At 71.9% G+C, this 17,408-nt stretch carries 19 protein-coding genes; 11 read left to right on the forward strand and 8 right to left on the reverse strand.

Going from position 1 to position 17,408, the window contains the following annotated elements:
• Nucleotides 1–45: 45 nt before the first annotated feature.
• Nucleotides 46–213 (reverse strand): DUF3117 domain-containing protein, encoded by a 168-nt coding sequence (locus AB0877_RS00550; RefSeq protein WP_007455245.1) that lies wholly within the window; start codon nucleotides 211–213, stop codon nucleotides 46–48.
• Nucleotides 214–403: 190 nt separating this feature from the next.
• Here AB0877_RS00550 and AB0877_RS00555 point away from each other — a divergent pair, with 190 nt between their 5' ends.
• Genes AB0877_RS00555 through AB0877_RS00570 form a run of 4 tightly spaced genes read left to right on the forward strand, consistent with a single transcriptional unit; the run spans nucleotide 404 to nucleotide 4,632 of the window.
• Complete coding sequence (locus AB0877_RS00555) at nucleotides 404–1,222, forward strand: PaaX family transcriptional regulator C-terminal domain-containing protein (protein WP_091394799.1); 819 nt, start codon at nucleotides 404–406, stop codon at nucleotides 1,220–1,222.
• Between the two features lie 4 nt (nucleotides 1,223–1,226).
• Complete coding sequence (locus tag AB0877_RS00560) at nucleotides 1,227–2,018, forward strand: enoyl-CoA hydratase-related protein (RefSeq protein ID WP_366605348.1); 792 nt, start codon at nucleotides 1,227–1,229, stop codon at nucleotides 2,016–2,018.
• A gap of 59 nt (nucleotides 2,019–2,077) precedes the next feature.
• Complete coding sequence (locus AB0877_RS00565) at nucleotides 2,078–3,376, forward strand: DUF1800 domain-containing protein (protein ID WP_366605350.1); 1,299 nt, start codon at nucleotides 2,078–2,080, stop codon at nucleotides 3,374–3,376.
• A gap of 14 nt (nucleotides 3,377–3,390) precedes the next feature.
• Complete coding sequence (locus AB0877_RS00570) at nucleotides 3,391–4,632, forward strand: DUF1501 domain-containing protein (protein ID WP_366605352.1); 1,242 nt, start codon at nucleotides 3,391–3,393, stop codon at nucleotides 4,630–4,632.
• Here the strand turns inward: AB0877_RS00570 and AB0877_RS00575 are convergent.
• Nucleotides 4,629–5,252, reverse strand: coding sequence for a hypothetical protein (locus AB0877_RS00575; protein ID WP_366605354.1), 624 nt, complete (start codon nucleotides 5,250–5,252; stop codon nucleotides 4,629–4,631). The two genes, AB0877_RS00570 and AB0877_RS00575, sit on opposite strands and share 4 nt — an antisense overlap.
• 13 nt (nucleotides 5,253–5,265) lie before the next feature.
• Nucleotides 5,266–5,847, reverse strand: coding sequence for a DNA-3-methyladenine glycosylase I (locus AB0877_RS00580; RefSeq protein ID WP_366605356.1), 582 nt, complete (start codon nucleotides 5,845–5,847; stop codon nucleotides 5,266–5,268).
• A gap of 137 nt (nucleotides 5,848–5,984) precedes the next feature.
• On the opposite strand from AB0877_RS00580, the gene AB0877_RS00585 reads away from it, so the two are divergent.
• On the forward strand, nucleotides 5,985–6,881 hold the full coding sequence (locus tag AB0877_RS00585) for a sterol desaturase family protein (RefSeq protein ID WP_366605357.1): 897 nt from the start codon (nucleotides 5,985–5,987) through the stop codon (nucleotides 6,879–6,881).
• On the opposite strand, the gene AB0877_RS00590 is transcribed toward AB0877_RS00585, so the two are convergent.
• Nucleotides 6,826–7,323 (reverse strand): SRPBCC family protein, encoded by a 498-nt coding sequence (locus tag AB0877_RS00590; RefSeq protein WP_366605359.1) that lies wholly within the window; start codon nucleotides 7,321–7,323, stop codon nucleotides 6,826–6,828. The genes AB0877_RS00585 and AB0877_RS00590 overlap by 56 nt on opposite strands.
• Nucleotides 7,320–7,922: a DivIVA domain-containing protein gene (locus AB0877_RS00595; protein WP_366605361.1), complete on the reverse strand. Its 603-nt coding sequence runs from the start codon at nucleotides 7,920–7,922 to the stop codon at nucleotides 7,320–7,322. Before AB0877_RS00595 ends, AB0877_RS00590 begins: the two co-directional genes overlap by 4 nt.
• 156 nt (nucleotides 7,923–8,078) lie before the next feature.
• Between AB0877_RS00595 and folP the strand changes: the two genes are divergently transcribed.
• Nucleotides 8,079–8,948, forward strand: coding sequence for a dihydropteroate synthase (folP, locus tag AB0877_RS00600; protein ID WP_366605363.1), 870 nt, complete (start codon nucleotides 8,079–8,081; stop codon nucleotides 8,946–8,948).
• A 67-nt stretch (nucleotides 8,949–9,015) separates the two neighbouring features.
• Here the strand turns inward: folP and ndhC are convergent, their stop codons facing one another.
• A complete protein-coding gene (gene ndhC, locus AB0877_RS00605) occupies nucleotides 9,016–9,393 on the reverse strand; it encodes an NADH-quinone oxidoreductase subunit A (RefSeq protein ID WP_366605365.1) in 378 nt (125 codons plus the stop codon).
• A gap of 129 nt (nucleotides 9,394–9,522) precedes the next feature.
• Between ndhC and AB0877_RS00610 the strand changes: the two genes are divergently transcribed.
• From AB0877_RS00610 to AB0877_RS00620, 3 genes are all read left to right on the forward strand, one after another.
• Nucleotides 9,523–11,001: a hypothetical protein gene (locus AB0877_RS00610; RefSeq protein ID WP_366605367.1), complete on the forward strand. Its 1,479-nt coding sequence runs from the start codon at nucleotides 9,523–9,525 to the stop codon at nucleotides 10,999–11,001.
• 280 nt (nucleotides 11,002–11,281) lie between these two features.
• The gene (locus AB0877_RS00615; RefSeq protein WP_366605369.1) at nucleotides 11,282–13,129 is read left to right on the forward strand and encodes a 2-oxoacid:acceptor oxidoreductase subunit alpha; all 1,848 of its coding nucleotides are present in this window, start codon (nucleotides 11,282–11,284) and stop codon (nucleotides 13,127–13,129) included.
• Entirely contained in the window at nucleotides 13,122–14,189 is a 1,068-nt protein-coding gene (locus AB0877_RS00620) for a 2-oxoacid:ferredoxin oxidoreductase subunit beta (RefSeq protein WP_366605370.1), read from the forward strand. Before AB0877_RS00615 ends, AB0877_RS00620 begins: the two co-directional genes overlap by 8 nt.
• Before the next feature lie 71 nt (nucleotides 14,190–14,260).
• Here AB0877_RS00620 and AB0877_RS00625 read toward each other — a convergent pair whose 3' ends face one another.
• The gene (locus tag AB0877_RS00625; RefSeq protein WP_366605371.1) at nucleotides 14,261–14,905 is read right to left on the reverse strand and encodes an NAD(P)H-dependent oxidoreductase; all 645 of its coding nucleotides are present in this window, start codon (nucleotides 14,903–14,905) and stop codon (nucleotides 14,261–14,263) included.
• Nucleotides 14,906–14,987: 82 nt separating this feature from the next.
• Between AB0877_RS00625 and AB0877_RS00630 the strand changes: the two genes are divergently transcribed.
• Nucleotides 14,988–15,467 carry a MarR family winged helix-turn-helix transcriptional regulator gene (locus AB0877_RS00630; protein WP_366605373.1) on the forward strand — a complete coding sequence of 160 codons (480 nt, stop codon included), beginning with the start codon at nucleotides 14,988–14,990 and terminating at the stop codon, nucleotides 15,465–15,467.
• Between the two features lie 117 nt (nucleotides 15,468–15,584).
• Here the strand turns inward: AB0877_RS00630 and AB0877_RS00635 are convergent, their stop codons facing one another.
• Nucleotides 15,585–16,598 (reverse strand): TrkA family potassium uptake protein, encoded by a 1,014-nt coding sequence (locus AB0877_RS00635; protein WP_124777438.1) that lies wholly within the window; start codon nucleotides 16,596–16,598, stop codon nucleotides 15,585–15,587.
• Nucleotides 16,599–16,812: 214 nt separating this feature from the next.
• Here AB0877_RS00635 and AB0877_RS00640 point away from each other — a divergent pair, with 214 nt between their 5' ends.
• Nucleotides 16,813–17,310, forward strand: a complete 498-nt coding sequence (locus AB0877_RS00640; RefSeq protein ID WP_366605375.1) for a helix-turn-helix transcriptional regulator — start codon at nucleotides 16,813–16,815, stop codon at nucleotides 17,308–17,310.
• Nucleotides 17,311–17,408: the final 98 nt, after the last annotated feature.

Below are 17,408 nucleotides of genomic sequence, written 5' to 3' on the forward strand. Positions count from 1 at the left end.
CGCAGAACGTTCCGGGCGGCCGGAGCCGCCCGGAGCACTCCTTACTCAGCCGGCCGCGGCCTTCAGTGCGTCACCGAGCGCGTTGGCCTCGTCGGGAGTCATCTCGACGACGAGCCGGCCACCGCCCTCCAGCGGGACCCGCATGACGATGCCCCGCCCCTCCTTGGTGACTTCCAGCGGACCGTCGCCCGTCCGCGGCTTCATCGCCGCCATGTTGTCTCCCCTCAGACCTACACCAGGGTCGGTGGGTTGCCCCACAGCCACTTCGTCACGACCACCCGCAACGGTCGCGGGGGTGTCAACAAACGATTTTCCCTGATGAACACCGCCGGACCCAAACCGGAGCAGCATTGATGTAACAGCATCTAGCTTATCTTGAGAAGGCCTGTCACAATGTGCGGTCATGCAGGCACGGTCGGCACTCTTCGACCTGTACGGCGACCACCTCCGTCCGAGGGGTGGCCGGGCACCGGTTGCTGCCCTGGTCAAGCTACTGGCGCCGCTGGGAATCGCACCGCCGGCAGTTCGCACCGCCGTCTCCCGGATGGTGCGTCAGGGCTGGCTCGAACCCCTCCGGCTGGTCTCCGGACCCGGATATTCGATCACACCGAAAGCCGCCCGCCGACTCGACGAGGCAGCGGCCCGGATCTACCGGACCGGCCGGGTCACCTGGGACGGCCGGTTCGATCTGCTGGTGTTGGAGGCCCCGGGCTCCCGGCGGGACCGCCAGCGGCTCGCCGCCAACCTGAGCTTCCTCGGCTACGGGACGCTCGACGAGCAGACCTGGGTCGCCACCCGCCCCGCCGAGGACGTCGACCTGCTCCTCGCCGAAACCGGCATCCGGTTCGAGCGGTTCACCGCCTCACACTTCTCCGGCACCCCCGGCGCGATGGGCGTGGTCCGACGCGCCTGGAACCTGGCCGAGATCGGCCGCGCCTACGAGCGGTTCGTCGCCGACCAGCGCCCGTTGCTGGCCGCGGTCACCGTACGCAGCAGCGACGAGGAGGCGTACGCGACGCGGTTCCGCCTCGTGCACGCCTGGCGTACGTTCCTCTTCCAGGATCCGCAGTTGCCCCCGGCGCTGCTGCCCGAGCGGTGGCCCGGCACCGCCGCGGCCAGTTTCTTCGACCGGCACGCAGCCCGCCTGCGTCCGGCCGCCGACCGGTACGTCGAACAGTGCCTCGACGCCGGCAACCGCATCGTCCGACAGAAGGGTCGTTAGACACGTGACCGAGCCGCTGCTGGTCGACCGGACCGATGCCGTCGTCACCCTCACGCTGAACCGGCCGAAAGCGATGAACGCGCTCGACGTGGCGCTCAAGGAGGCGCTGCGCGACGCCCTCGCGGAGCTGGAGACCGACCGGTCCTGCCGCGCGGTCGTCCTGGCCGGGGCGGGCGGGTCGTTCAGCGCCGGGCAGGACCTGCGCGAGCACGTGGCCACCCTGGGCAACTCCGGCAATGATCCGCTGGGCACGGTGCGGGCGCACTACAACCCGATCGCCGCCCGGCTCGCCAACCTGCCCAAGCCGGTGATCGCCGCGGTTCGCGGGATGGCCGCCGGGGCCGGTGCGTCGCTGGCGTTCCTGGCCGACATCCGCATCGGCGGTCCGACCACCAGTTTCCTGATGGCCTTCGCCAAGGTCGGTCTCGCCGCCGACACCGGCGCCTCCTGGACGCTGCCCCGACTGGTCGGGCACGCCAAGGCGGTGGAGCTGCTGATGCTGGCCGAGCCGGTCCGCGCCGAGGAGGCCTGCCGGTTGGGCCTGCTCAACCGGTTGACGGACGACGACGAGCAGGTCCTGCCCGTCGCCCAGGAGTTGGCCGCCCGCCTCGCCGCCGGCCCGACCGTCGCGTACGGGGCGATCAAGCGACAGCTCTCCATCGCCGACGCCGGCACCCTCGCCGACGCCCTCGCCGCCGAGGCCCAGGCCCAGTCGATCTGCGGCGCCACCGCCGACCACCGGGCGGCCACCCTCGCCTTCGTCGGCAAGCAGAAACCGGTCTTCGAGGGACGCTGAACGCGATCCGGACGCCGCCCTTACCGTCCTCGAACACGGGCCGCCTAGCGTCGTGGAGCATGAGCGATCGTGAAGCGGTGGCGCATCTGCTGCGCCGGGCCACCTTCGGGCCGACCGCCGACGAGGTGGACGCGGCCGAACGGGCCGGAGCGGCGGCGACCCTCGACCGGCTGCTCTCCCCGCCCGCGACGGACCGGGGAGCGGCGGCCACGCCGGTCCCGGCGCTGCCCCCGGACCCGTCCGCCGGGCTGACCAAGGACTCCACCCGCGAGCAACGGCAGCAGGCCAACGCGGAGCGCCGCAGGCAACTCCAGCAGGTCACCGAATGGTGGCTGGACCGGATGGTGACCGCCGAGGACGGGCTGACCGAGAAGTTGCTCTTCTTCTGGCACGGGCACTGGGCGACCAGCGCCCAGAAGGTCAAGTCGGCGCGGCTGATGGTGGGCCAGTTGGAGACGCTGCGCCGGCACGGTCGTGGGCCGCTGGGCCCGCTGTTCGCCGCGATGGTGCGCGACCCCGCCCTGATCGTCTGGCTGGACGGGCAGAAGAACACCCGCAAGGCGCCGAACGAGAACCTGGCCCGCGAGCTGATGGAGCTGTTCACCCTCGGCATCGGCGCCTACGGCGAGGCCGACGTGAAGGCCGGCGCGCGGGCCCTGACCGGTTGGGTGGTCGACCGGCGTACCGGTGTGGCCCGCTTCGAGGCCCGCCGGCACGACAGTGGCGAGAAGAGCATCCTCGGGCAGAGCGGCCGGTTCGACGCCGAGACGTACGCCGGCCTGCTGGCCGCCCAACCGGCGGCGGCGACCTTCGTGGCCGGGCGGCTCTGGTTCCGATACGCCGGCACCGAGACCCCGGCCCCGGACGGTCTGGCCGGCGTGGACACCGTCGCGACCCTACGCGCGCTCTTCTCCGCACCCGCCTTCGCGCAGACCCGGGGCACGCTGGTGAAGCAGCCGGTGGAGTGGTTGGTCGGTGCGCTGCGGCAACTCGGTATCCGACCGTCCGCGCTGCCCGAGCAGCAACGCAGGCAACTGCTGGCCGGGCTGAACGCGCTCGACCAGGTGCCGCTGCGTCCACCCAGCGTGGGCGGTTGGCCGGCCGGGTCCGCCTGGCTGACCACCTCGTCGTTACAGGCCCGGCTGCGGACGGCCGGGGTGCTCGCCGCCGCCACGGCTCCAGCGGTGCTGGCCCGGCTGACCGCCGCGCCCACCGCCGGGCGCCCGGACGCGCTGGCCCGACTGCTCGTGGTCGACGGCTGGGGCGCGCGCACCCGCGCCGCTCTCACCCCGCTGGCCGGTGAGCCCCGCAAGCTGCTGGCCGCCGGCCTGGTCAGCCCCGAATACACAGTCAGCTGAGCGGAGGAGTCGACATGGACACTGTGACCCGACGCAGGTTCCTGCTCACCAGTGGGGTGGTCGGCGCTGGCGCGTTGGCCGCCGGGGCCGGCGCGTACAGCCTGCGGGACCTGCTCGACACCAGCGGGGACCGCGACCCGCAGTCCCGCACGCTGGTGCTGGTGACCCTCTACGGCGGCAATGACGGCCTCAACACGGTCATTCCGTACGGCGACCCGGCCTACCGGGCGGCTCGCCCGGAGCTGGCGTACCCGGACGGGGAGGTGCGGCGGTTGGACGACGACTTCGGCCTCAACCCGGCGCTGGCCGGCCTGCACCAGCGCTGGTCCGGCGGTGGGCTGGCGATCGTGCGTGGGGTCGGCTACCCGAAGCCGGACCGCAGCCACTTCCGTTCGATGGACATCTGGCACACGGCACAACCGGACCGGCCCGGCAACACCGGCTGGCTGGGACGGTGGCTGGACGGTACCGGGGGCGACCCCCGGCTGGCGGTCTCCTTCGAGCCGGCGCTGCCGCCGCTGCTGGCCGGGGCGCGGAGCGCCGGTGCGGCAGTGCCGGTGACCGACCGCAAGGCCGCCAAGGGCCTGCCGGCGCAGACGCTGACCGCGTTCGAAGCCGCCGAGCCGGGTGAGTCCGCCGCGCGAGCCCGGGCCGCCGCCTGCTTCGCCGACCTGCGGTCGGTGGACGAGATGATCCGCCAGGTACGCGACTCCGACAACCCGGACACAGCGGACCCGGACGGCGAGCAGGCTCCGGCGACCGCCACCGGCGGGGCGAAGACTCCGCTGGACGCGCAACTGGACCTGGTCGCGCAGTGCGTCGAGGCGGGAGTGTCCACCCGGGTCTTCTCGGTGTCGCTGGGCGGCTTCGACACGCACGCCGACGAGAAGCAGTTGCAGGCGGTGCTACTGGGTCAGCTGGACCGGGCGTTGACCGGGTTCGCCGACCGGATGAGTCGCACCGAGGCGGGCCGGAAGGTGGTGGTGGCGGTCTACTCCGAGTTCGGCCGTCGGGTACGCGCCAACGCCTCCGACGGCACCGACCACGGCACCGCCTCGGACGTGCTGCTGCTCGGGGCGGGCGTCCGGGGCGGCTGGCACGGCGCACCGCCGAGCCTCACCGACCTCGACGACGGCGACCTGAAATACACGACGGACTTCCGGGACGTCTACGCCACGCTGCTGGAGCGGGTGCTGGACACCGACCCGGGCCCGGTCCTCGCCGACTGGCGGGGACGGGTCGACAAGCTCTTCTAGTCGTCTTCTTCCGGGTCCTGGTTGGCCTGCTCGCCCAGCACGAACGCCTGCATGGCCAGCTCGTCGCCGGCCGGCGAGACGAAGGCGGGCAGCTCACGCGGGCCCAGCTCCTGCACGTAGGACCAGAACAGCCGCACCGCCTCGGCCGGCGTGTCGGCCTCGATCGGCAGGTCGAGGCTGACCAGCCAGGTGCGGCGCGCCGGGGGTGGGCCGAGCTGGTCGGCCAGCGCCCGGAAGGCCGCCGGCTCCACGGCGGTGACCGGCCCGTCGAGCGTCAGCAGGTCGGCCGGCACCGGCTCGTCGAAGGCCCGCCGGGTGTACGCGACCACGAGCGTGCCCGGCTCGACCGGGGACTGCGGGTCGTCCGGGTCCTCGCGGTGGCGTCGTCCCGGCTCGGTGACCCGGCCGAGGGCCACCAGCCGTGGCGGCGCGTCGACCAGCACCGCCACCTGATCGCCCGGCCCTGGCCGGGTGACGTCGGTCAGCCCGGTCAGCTCCAGCGTGTCGTGGTGCACGAGCCGCTCGGCCTCGTACCGTTCGGCGGGCAGCAGCACGGCCCAGGTGCCCGTCCCGTCGGCGTTCCCGGCCGCACCGGTTCGGTGCGCGGTCTCGGTCGTCATGCCTGCCATCTCATCACGCCGGCTGTGCAAGGGTGACGTGACAGCCGACGATGTGATCGTCGACCATCCCGGTGGCCTGCATCAGCGCGTACGCGGTGGTCGGGCCGACGAACCGGAAGCCGCGCTTCTTGAGCGCCTTGGCCATCGCCGTCGACTCGGATGTGATCGGCGCCAGCTCGGCGAACGAGGCGGGGCGCGTCGGCCGGGGCTCCGGCGCGAAGGACCAGAGCAGCGCGGACAGGCCCTCCGGCAGCTCCAGTGCGGCGCGGGCGTTGGCGACAGCCGCCTCGATCTTGGCCCGGTTGCGGACGATCCCGGCGTCGGCGAGCAGCCGGGTGACGTCGGCGTCGTCGTAGCGGGCGACGGTCGGGATGTGGAAGTCGTCGAAGGCCAGTCGGAACGCCGGACGCTTGCGCAGGATGGTCAGCCAGGACAACCCGGACTGGAACGCCTCCAGCGTCATCCGCTCGTAGAGCGCGTCGTCTCCGCGCAGCGGTCGCCCCCACTCGGTGTCGTGGTAGACGGCGTAGTCGGGGGTGCTCGACCCCCAGGCGCAGCGGGCCAGCCCGTCGGGGCCGATCACCAGGTCAGTCACCCCGTACACGCTAGGGCATCCGTCCGACAGCCCATTGCCACCGGCCGCCCGGCTGCCTATGGTGCTTGTTACCGACCGGTAGGTCGAGGTCACCCAAGGGTGCGCCCCGACCGGTGACGGCGAGCGGAGGCCGCGCGGTGAAAGAGTTCCCGGACGTCATCGCCTGGTCGATCCCGGCCTTCGTGCTTCTCATCGTGTTGGAGCGAATCTCCTACCTGCTGCACCGCGACGACGACGAGGTCGGCTACGGCGGCGCCGACACCGCGACCAGCCTGACGATGGGGCTGGGCAGCATCTTCGCCGACCTGCTCTGGAAGGTGCCGATCGCCGCCGCGTACGCGCTGCTCTACGCGCTCACCCCGCTGCGGGTCGCCGAGCTCTGGTGGACCTGGCCGCTGATCCTGCTCGCGCAGGACTTCTGCTACTACTGGTCGCACCGCGGCCACCACGTGATCCGCATCCTCTGGGCCTCGCACGTGGTGCACCACTCGTCGCAGCGGTTCAACCTCTCCACCGCGCTGCGCCAGCCGTGGACCGGCCTGACCAGTTGGGTGTTCTACATCCCGCTGATCCTGGCCGGCGTCCACCCGGCCGTTGTCGCGTTCTGCGGCTCGGTCAACCTGCTCTACCAGTTCTGGATCCACACCGAGCGGATCGAGAAGATGCCGCGTTGGTACGAGGCGGTGTTCAACACCCCGTCGCACCACCGGGTGCACCACGCGTCGCAGGGCAGCTACCTGGACCGCAACTTCGGCGGCATCCTGATCGTCTGGGACCGGCTCTTCGGGTCGTTCGCGCCGGAAGGGGAACGTTGCGTGTACGGCCTGACCAAGAACGTCGGCAGCTACAACCCGGTCCGGGTGGCCTTCCACGAGTACGCCTCGATCGCCCGGGACCTGCGCGCCGCGGTGACCTGGCGGCACCGGGTCGGGCATCTCTTCCGCGCACCGGGCTGGCAGCCCGCACCGGGCTCCCCGGTCAGGGCAGCCGGCCCTGCTCGACCAGACGGGCAAACCTCTTCAGCGCCTGGGTGAGGCCGAGCTTGGAGCCGGGCCAGAGCACCGGCCACGCCAGTCGACCGGCCCGACCGCCCGGCAGGTGGAACCACTCGTGCCAGACGACCTGGGTGCGGTTGCGGTCCAGCTGGGTGCAGCGCAGCACCCCCGGGCCGCGCAGCAGCTGACCGTGGTGCACAACGCCGATCTCGTACGGTTCGTCGACCCGCACCACCAGCATCTCGTCGCGCAGCGTCGCCCGGCCGAGCGCGGTCACCGCCTCGATCCGGCTGCCCTCACGGCCGTCGCCCTCGACCACCCGGACGCGGGTGAACGGGATCCAGTCGGACTGACGTTCCCAGGCGAGCAGCGCGGCGAACACCCGATCCGCCGGGGCCTCGACGATCACTGTGGCGGTCACCTCTCCCGCGCCGGGTCGGGCCGCCTCGCGAAGATCGTCAGCGCCCTCCGGCTCGGTCACGCCGACTCCGACCGAACCACCGCGTCGTGCTGGTCGGTGCCGGCGGTCCGCGCACGATCGGCCGACTCGTCGTCGGCGGGCGCCACCCCGTCGGAATCCGCCGGGGACGAGCTGGCGGCGGGCAACGGGCCGGGAGTCGTCGAGCCGACCGGGGCCGAACCCGCCTCGCCGCTCAGCGGCACGTCCGTGCCCGGCTCGGCCGACTCGCCCGGCTCGGCCGCGTCCGCGGGAGTCACCTTGCTGGCGGACTGCTCGCGGGCCTGCCGCAGCACGTCCGCGTCGTCGGTGCGCCCCTCACGCAAGGCGATGACCTCCGACTCCAGTACGCCGATCAGCTCGGACTTGTAACCGATGTCGTAGGCGGCACGCCGCAACGCCTTATCGACCTGGTCCATCCGGTACCCGCGCAACCCGGTGTCGAAACGGACCGCCCCCACGTCGGATTCGCGCAACGGCCGGGTGCCCGGCAACGCCACGGCCTGCGAATCCGGCTCGGCCGGCACCAGGCCGGGATCACGCCCGCTGACCAGCACCGTCACGCCGAATATCACCGCCGCGACCGTCAACGCCACGACCAGGAGGAGCAGAAGCTGACCCATGTACTGATCGTGGCATGGCAGCCGGCCGGGAGCGACCCCGCCACCCGCCTCGATCACGATCGGTGCCGACGCCCGCCCGGGACGATGGGCGGGCGACCGACTAGCGTCGGGACCGGCTGACGCGGCGGCGGCGGCGCGAACTTGCAGGAGGCGGGCATGGCCGGGGCGCTTCGGCTGGGTGGGCACACGTTCGCCCCCGGCGAGCTGGTGGTGATGGCGATCATCAACCGCACCCCGGACTCGTTCTTCGACCGCGGGGCCACCTACGCCGCCGACAGCGCCCTGCGCGCGGTGGAGCGGGCGGTGGACGAGGGCGCGGCCATCATCGACATCGGCGGCGTCAAGGCCGGCCCCGGCGCGGACGTGGACGTCGCCGAGGAGATCCGGCGCACGGTGGACACCATCGCCGCCGTCCGCGCCGCGTTTCCGGACGTGGTGATCTCCATCGACACCTGGCGGGCCGAGGTGGCGACGGAGGCCGTGGCGGCCGGCGCCGACCTCCTCAACGACACCTGGTCGGGCCCCGACCCGGCGTTGGTCCGGGTGGCCGCGCGGACCGGCGCCGGCCTGGTCTGTTCGCACGCCGGCGGGCTGACGCCACGGACCAGGCCGCACCGGGCCGCCTTCACCGACGTGGTCGCCGACGTGGTCGCGACGGTGACCGGGCTCGCCGAGCGCGCGGTGGCGGCAGGGGTACGCCCCGACGGCATCCTCATCGACCCGGCGCACGACTTCGGGAAGAACACCCGGCACTCTCTGGAGATCACCCGCCGACTGGACGAGCTGACCGCGACCGACTGGCCGGTGCTGGTGGCGCTCTCCAACAAGGACTTCATCGGGGAGACGTTGGGCCTGCCGGTGGCCGAACGGCTGGAGGGGACGCTGGCCACGACGGCCGTCTCGGCCTGGTTGGGTGCCCGGGTGTTCCGGGCGCACCAGGTCGGCCCCACCCGCCGGGTGCTCGACATGGTGGCCTCGATCCGAGGCGACCGCCCGCCCACCGCCACCCGCCGAGGGCTCGCCTGACCGGTCGTCGCCGCGACTGACAGCGAACGGTCCGCGGGACCGACACGATCGCCGGAGGCAGTGGCGCTCAGGTCCAGCGGAGGATGTTCCTACGCCAGGCGTAGAGGATGCCGAGTGCGAGCACGGCCACGAAGACCGCCATCTCCACCACCGTCACCAGACCGAAGCCCGGCCGGTCGAAGACCACCGCCCAGGGGAAGAGGAACACCGCCTCGACCGCGAACAGCACGTAAAGGTAGGCGTACACGTAGTAGCGGATCTGCATCTGTGCCCAGTCGGCGCCGACCGGGTCGAGCCCGCACTCGTAGTTGGCCCGCTTGCCGAGCGGCTCGGCCGGACGCGCCGGGCGTAACACCCGGTTGGCCGAGAACGCCGTAACGAAGAAGAGAACGCTGGCGAGCAGCAGGAGCCCGAGCGTCGCGTACGAGCCCAGGTATCCGTTCACAGTCGGCAGCCTACCGTCCGCCCGGACGGGCCGTCCCAAACACGTTACGGATTTGTTTCCAGATGGGACTAGTGCTCCAGGGCAACTGTTACCGAATACTGGACCCCCACCCATGTCACCGGAGGACAGATGGCCCGCGTGAAGGCATCGCCCGGTAACCGGGCGGAGGGGCGGCGTTCCACGCCCCTGCTGGCGACCGCGCTCGCGCTCGGCCTGCTCACGGCGCTCGCCGTGGGGCCGGCCTGGGCCAGCGCGGCCACACCGGACGCGGAGCCGGTCACCACCTCGGCCGAGCCGGTGAGCGAGCCGGGAGGCGAGGAGCCGCCGACCACACCGGCGGAGGAGCCCACCCCGACCGAGGACCCGGGCGGTGAACCGGAGCCGACCGCGCCGGCACCCGAGACCGCCGCGCCACCACCGGAGACGACACCACCGGCACCGGTGACCAGCGCCCCGGAGATCCCGCCGGTGCCGACCACCACCGCGACCGCGCCGGGCGGCACCACCCGACCGCCCACCCCGGCTCCCCCGGTGCCACCGACGGCGCCCCCGGCCCCGCCGACACCGCCGGGGCCGACGGTCCGCCCGCCCGCCCCGGGTTCGGCGCCGCCGCCGCAGAGCCCGCTGGGCGTGCAGGTCACCACCGGCGACGTCAGCCTCACCGAGGAGTACTGGAACACGCCGAGCACGGCGGCCACCCTCCAGGTCACCGTGCACAACACCGGCACCACGACCGAACAGATCCGACTCTCGTACACGCTGCCCGTCGGGTTGACCGACGCCGGCACGAAGGGCTGCGCGGCCGCCGGTGGCGGGACGTACCGGTGCGGTGCCTGGACCGCCCAAGCGGGCGTCCGGTTCAGCACCGTGCTGCGGCTGCGGGTCGCTGGCACGGCGTGGAAGCAGATGCCGCTCAGCGGCTCGGTCCAGGTCATCGCGGACGCGCCGGAAGCGGCAGGGGAGGCGACCGACGACCAGGGCTTCGCGGTGCTCTTCCCGGCGGGCCCGCCGGTGCCCGGGATCGCGCTCGCCGCCGACGAGGTGGCCTTCGACATCAGCGGCGGCCCCAGCACCCTCACGCTCCGGCTGGGCAACACCGGCGCGGTGGACGCCGCCGGCCGGGTCGAGGTCGTCCTGCCGGCCGGGGTGACAGTGCCGACCCCACCGCTCGGCTGCGTCGCTGTCGACCCGACGCGTACCCGCTGCGACGCCGGCCTGGTGCTGGCGGGCACGACCGCCGAGGTGCAGCTGCCGGTGGAGGCGACGCCGCAGGCGCAGCGGGAAGCGCCGCTGTCCGGTGCCGTGATCGGGCAACTCGATCCACGCAGCGGCCCGACCCGCCGGGTGCAGATGAGCTTCCGGATCACCGCGGCAGCCGCACTGGCCACGCCGGTGGTCTCCCCGCCCGCGCCGACCGGCTCGCAGGGCGTACTCCCCGCCGGTGCCACGAGCGGAGACGGCGGGTTGACCTCGGTTCAGCGCACCGCGTTCATCCTGATCGCGGTCTCCACGCTGCTGGTGGTGCTGGCCCTCACGCTGGCCACGACCTCGCTGCGCCGCCGGTTCGGCGGTCCACCTCCTGAGCCCGCGCCCAACCCCGCCGACTGATCGATCGACGACCCCGGCACCGCGCGACCGGGGTCGTGGTCGCGACCGGGTGGTGATCTGAATTACGGCGGGCGGTGCGTAAGCCCGCAAAGGCGGGCATTTCACATACAGATCCGGTCCCAGTCGGCGGACCTCCGGGGATGGTTAGGGCTCCCTTAGACGTAGGCTCTCAGGAGAGGAACGACAGCGGCCGGACCAGCCTGGGGCGGTGCGGTGAAGCGTTGCGTCGAGGAGGTTCCGTGGCCGGGCAAGCCCCGCAGTCGCGAACGAAGGTGGCACAGTGACCAAGCAGATCCGTCAACTCGACCGCGTGGTCATCCGGTTCGCCGGTGACTCCGGCGACGGCATGCAGCTGACCGGCGACCGGTTCACCTCGGAGACGGCGCAGCTCGGCAACGACATCTCCACACTGCCAAACTTCCCCGCCGAGATCCGTGCTCCCGCCGGCACCCTGCCCGGCGTGTCGAGCTTCCAGGTGCACTTCGCCGACTACGACATCCTCACCCCGGGCGACGCGCCCAACGTGCTGGTGGCGATGAATCCGGCGGCGCTCAAGGCCAACCTGGCCGATCTGCCGCGCGGCGCGGACATCATCGTCAACACCGACGAGTTCACCAAGCGCAACCTCGCCAAGGTCGGTTACCAGAGCAGCCCGCTGGACGACGACTCGCTGGCCGGTTACGTGGTGCACCCGGTGGCGCTGACCTCGATGACCGTCGGCGCGCTCGCGGCCTACCAGGTCTCCAAGAAGGACGCCGAGCGGTCGAAGAACATGTTCGCCCTCGGCCTGCTCTCCTGGATGTACTCCCGGCCCTACGAGTCGACGCTGCGCTTCCTGGAGCGCAAGTTCGCGGCCCGTCCGGAGCTGGTCGCCGCGAACGTCGCCGCCTTCAAGGCCGGCTGGAACTTCGGCGAGACCACCGAGGACTTCGCAGTCCGCTACGAGGTCAAGCCGGCCAAGATGAAGCCGGGCACCTACCGCAACATCACCGGCAACGCGGCTCTCTCGCTGGGGCTGGTCGCCGCCGGGGTCCGCTCCGGGCTTCCGGTCTTCCTCGGCGCGTACCCGATCACGCCCGCGTCGGACATCCTGCACGAGTTGAGCAAGCACAAGCGCTTCGGCGTTCTCACGATGCAGGCCGAGGACGAGATCGCCGCCGTCGGCGCCGCGCTGGGCGCCTCCTACGGCGGTTCGCTCGGGGTGACCACCACCAGCGGCCCCGGCGTGGCGCTCAAGAGCGAGACGATCTCGCTCGCGGTGGCGCTGGAGCTGCCGCTGGTGATCGTGGACGTGCAGCGCGCCGGCCCGTCGACCGGCATGCCGACCAAGACCGAGCAGGCCGACCTCAACATGGCGCTCTACGGTCGGCACGGCGAGGCGCCGGTCGCGGTGATCGCGCCCCGGTCGCCGTCGGACTGCTTCTTCGCGGCGCTGGAGGCGGCCCGGATCGCGCTCACCTACCGCACCCCGGTGATCCTGCTGTCCGACAACTACGTCGCCAACGGTTCCGAGCCGTGGCTGCTGCCCGACGTGGAGTCGCTGCCCGACCTGCGGGTCGAGTTCGCCACCAAGCCCAACGGCGAGGACGGCACCACCTTCCTGCCCTACCTGCGTGACCCGCAGACCCTGGCCCGGCCATGGGCGATCCCCGGCACCGCGGGCCTGGAGCACCGGATCGGCGGTCTGGAGAAGGCCGACAAGACCGGGGACATCTCCTACGACCCGGCCAACCACGACTTCATGGTGCGCACCCGGGCCGCGCGGATCGAGACCATCGGAGTGCCGGACATCGAGGTGGAGGACCCGGACGGCGACGCCCGGGTGCTGGTCCTCGGTTGGGGCTCGACGTACGGACCGATCGGCGCGGCGTGCCGCGGGGTCCGCCAGCGTGGCCTCTCCATCGCCCAGGCGCACCTGCGGCACCTGGCGCCGATGCCGGCCAACCTCGGTGAGGTGCTCCGCTCGTACGACAAGGTGGTCATCCCGGAGATGAACCTGGGTCAGCTGGCCCACGTCATCCGGGCCCGCTACCTGGTCGACGCGATCAGCTACAACCAGGTCCGCGGCCTGCCGTTCACGGCCGCCGAGCTGGAGACGACGCTGGAAGAGGTGCTGAAGAATGTCTGAGCCCGTCGCCGTCAAGCTCACCGCGAAGGACTTCAAGTCCGACCAGGAGGTGCGCTGGTGCCCCGGCTGCGGCGACTACGCGATCCTGGCAGCCATCCAGCAGTTCATGCCGGAGCTGAACATCCCCCGGGAGCGCACCGTCTTCGTCTCCGGGATCGGCTGCTCGTCCCGCTTCCCGTACTACATGAACACGTACGGGATGCACTCGATCCACGGTCGGGCCCCGGCGATCGCGACCGGCCTGTCGGTGTCCCGGCCGGACCTGTCGGTCTGGGTGGTCACCGGCGACGGCGACGCGCTCTCCATCGGTGGCAACCACCTGATCCACGCGCTGCGTCGCAACGTCAATCTCAAGATCTTGCTGTTCAACAACCGGATCTACGGTCTGACCAAGGGCCAGTATTCTCCGACGTCCGAGGTCGGCAAGGTCACCAAGTCGACACCGGCCGGCTCGGCGGACGCCCCGTTCAACCCGCTCTCGCTCGCCCTCGGGGCGGAGGCCAGCTTCGTCGGCCGCACCATCGACTCGGACCGCAAGCACCTCCAGTCGGTGCTGCGGGCCGCCGCGGAGCACGAGGGCTCGGCCTTCGTGGAGATCTACCAGAACTGCAACATCTTCAACGATGGGGCGTTCGAACAGCTCAAGGACCCGTCGACCCGGGACGACTACCTGATCCGCCTGGAGCACGGGCAGCCGATCACCTTCGGCGCTGCTCGCGAGCCGAACGGCCAGCCCGGCGGAGCGGACGGGCAGTTCTGTGTGGTGCACCCGCCGGGTGGCTTCGGCCTGGAGGTCCGGGAGACCAGCTCGGTCCGCCCGGAGGAGATCGTCGTGCACGACGCGACGGTGACCGACCCGGCGTACGCGTTCGCGCTGTCCCGGCTGCCCGGCCTGGACCTGCGTAACACTCCGATCGGGGTGTTCCGCTCGGTAAACCGACCGTCCTACGACAGCGTGGTGCAGGCTCAGCTCGCGGCCGCCAAGGCGACTGTCACCGAGACCCCCGAGCAGCAGCTCGCCGGCCTGCTGGGCAGCGGCGACACCTGGACCATCCTCTGACCCGTCGTTATTGACGAGAGCGGCCGTCCCCGATCCGGGGGCGGCCGCTCTCTCGTCGTACGGACGATGCCTCAGCGCTGGGCGCCGGCCGGCGTCCAGAGGTTGTCGATCTCCTTCTCGGTGGCCGCGAGACTCGCCTCGTGCAGCGGGATCAGCTCGGCCATCGCCGGCACCGACGGTGCCAGGGTCAGTTCGGTACCGATGAAACGCGGGTCCAGGCCGGTCATCGACAGACCGTGCGGGAGCCACTGCTCGGCGTGGTCCCAGCCATGGCGAGGGGTGCCCTCGCCGTAGCCGCCGCCACGGGTGGCCAGCACCACGAACTCGCGGCCGCCGAGCAGGCCCTCCTGGGTCGTCGGGTCGTAGGTGAGGCCGGCGACGATCAGGTGGTCGACCCAGGACTTCACGCTGCTGGGCACGCCGTAGTTGTAGAGCGGCAGCCCGAGCAGCACCACGTCGGCCCGCTTGACCTCGTCGACGACCTGAAGGCTGAGCTCCCATGACTCGCGCTGCGCCGGGGTGTGCTGCTCCGGTGGCGTCATCCGGGCGAGGCCGCCCTCCGAGTCCAGGTGCGGCAGCGGCTCCGCGCCCAGGTCCCGGTAGGTCACCGTGCCGTCCGGGTGAGCCGCACGCCATGCGTCGACCGCCCGGGCGGTGAGCCGCCGGCTGACCGACCAGTCACCGCGGATGCTCGAGTCGATATGCAGCAGATGCATTATTCCTCCTCTAGTAATCGTCTGTGAAACACCAACTATTTATAGCAGGCCGATGTTCCGCAGACTCGGTAGACTGGGTCACATGTCCGCGCAGCCGCTCGATTCCTCCGAGCACCGCTCGGGCGCACTCCTGGACCATCTGGCCCGGCGGATGCGACTGCGGTCGGAGTCGGTGCTGGCGCCGCTGGGACTACGCCCCCGGCATCTGGTCGCGCTCACCGTGCTGCGTGCCGGCGGCGGCACCGGTCAACAGGCGCTCGCCACCATCCTGGAAATGGACAGCACCAACATCGTCGGGCTGCTCAACGACCTGGAGGCGAAGCAGCTGATCGAGCGCCGGCGCTCACCCGAGGACCGCCGCCGACACGTCGTCGAACTCACCGAAGACGGTGCGAAACGCCTCAGCGAGGCCGAATGCGCGCTGGCCAGCGCCGAGGACGAGGTGCTGGGCGCGCTGGATCGGACCGAGCGGGAGACGCTCTACGAGCTGCTCAGCCGGGCCTCCACCGGCACGGCGGTCACCTGCACCGAGGCGATCTGCGCCACCGACGACACCTGCTGACGCGGCCTCACCCAGCGGCGAAGCCGTCACGCGGCGGCAGAGCCGTCACTCTGCCGACAGCGCGCGGCGGGCACACCACGCCAGCGGCCGCGCCCGGCCGCCGACGGGGGCGGAGGGTCAGGCGGTGGTCGCCGACTGGGGACGGTCGTCGCGTACGTGCACCAGCATGTCGCCGGTCTCGATCACCGCGCCGGCCCGGTCGGCCAGGGTGACCACCTTGCCCCGTCGCACCAGGGCGATCACCAGCGAGTCCAGCTCGCGCGGCGAGCGACCCACCTCGTCCCGCTCCGCCGAACGCATCGCCAGCGCCATGCCCTGGCCGGGGGTGAGCAGGTCCTCCACCACGTCGATGAGCGGCGGCGCCGAAGTGGAGAGGCCGAGCAGCCGGCCCGCCGTGGCCGAGGAGACGATCACATGGTGTGCGCCGCTCTGCTTGAGCAGCGGGGCGTTCTCCGCCTCCCGGGCCGCCGCGATGATGCGGACCTGACCGGCGGTGAGCTGCCGTACGGTCAGCGCGACCAGCACCGACGCGTCGTCGCTGTCGGTCGCGATGATCACGGCCTTCGCGTTCTTGACATGCGCCTCGTTCAGCACCGACGAGCGGGTCGCCGAGCCCTCGATCGCCACCAGCCCGGCGGAGGTGGCCTGTCGCAGGGCGGCGGCGCTGCGCTCCACCACCACGATCCGCGAACGGTCCAGACCGTTCTCCATCAGGGCGGAGACAGCGCTACGCCCCTTGGTGCCGTAGCCGCAGATGATGACGTGGTCCTTCACGGCTCTCCTCCACCGCGACAGGCGACGGCCGGTCCGGTACTGCTCGGTCAGAACTTCCAGGGTGGTGCCGACCAGGATGATAAGGAAGATCACCCGGGCCGGGGTGATGAAGAGGACGTTGACCAGCCGGGCCGACGGCGCGGCCGGAGTGATGTCCCCGTAACCGGTGGTCGAGAGCGACACGACCGCGTAGTAGAAGCAGTCGAGGAGGGTGAGACCGTCCTCATTCACATCGCGGTAGCCGTCCCGGCCGAGGTAGACCGCGGCGACCACCGCGAAGACCAGGCCCAGGGCGGCGGCGAGCCGAAGGCTCAGCGCGCTCAGCGGCCCCCGACGCTGCGCGGGAAAATGGATCACCGTCGAACCTGCTCCCCCGCTGTCGCCTGCACGCCCACAACATAGCGGGTACGGCATCGATCGCACGTCCGGGTTGCACACCGGACAACCCGCGCCGGTGAGCGCCCCGGGTCCGCGCCGTCGGAGCGGCGCGGACCCGGACGGGTCGGCCCAGACGGCCGGGGACGGGCATGATGAGGGTGTTCCCGACGACGACCGCGAAAGTGAGGCCGGCATGTCGTTGCTGCGACGAGTCATCGGCGGGGTGCTGCGTCGCCACCGCCAGCGTCAGGGCCGCACGCTGCGCGAGGTGGCCGAGTCGGCCGACGTGTCGGTGCCCTACCTGTCGGAGGTGGAGCGGGGCCGCAAGGAGGCTTCCTCCGAGGTGCTCGCGGCGATCTGCCGGGCGCTCGGCATCAGCCTCGCCGACCTGCTCGGGGAGGCCCGCGACGACATGCGCCGGGTCGAACCCCGTCTCCCGGCGGCACCCCGCGCCGCGCTGACCCACCTGGAGCCCGTCGAGGCGGTCCGACGTGAGATCGGCAATGCCACCCTTCTGGTAGGTCCGCTCGGCGGCGGGCTGCCCCTGCAGCGGGTGCCCAAGGCCGGCGAGCCGACCATGCGGGTCGGCGTGGCGGTCTCCGCTGGTGGCTCGCGCCCCGGCCCGCGTACCCCTTGCCTGGCTGGCAGGGAGTCGGCCCCGGTCGGCGGGCGGCGGTTGACCGCCGCGTAGGCCGGCCGTTCTGCCGTCGGCGGATCTGCCGGCGGCAGAATCCGTGGGCTGGCCGTCGCGACCGCCGGCACGCTGGAAGGGCCGGTCCACCGGGTGGT

The sequence above is a fragment of the Micromonospora sp. NPDC047644 genome (genome assembly GCF_040704315.1).
Classification (GTDB): Bacteria; Actinomycetota; Actinomycetes; order Mycobacteriales; family Micromonosporaceae; genus Micromonospora.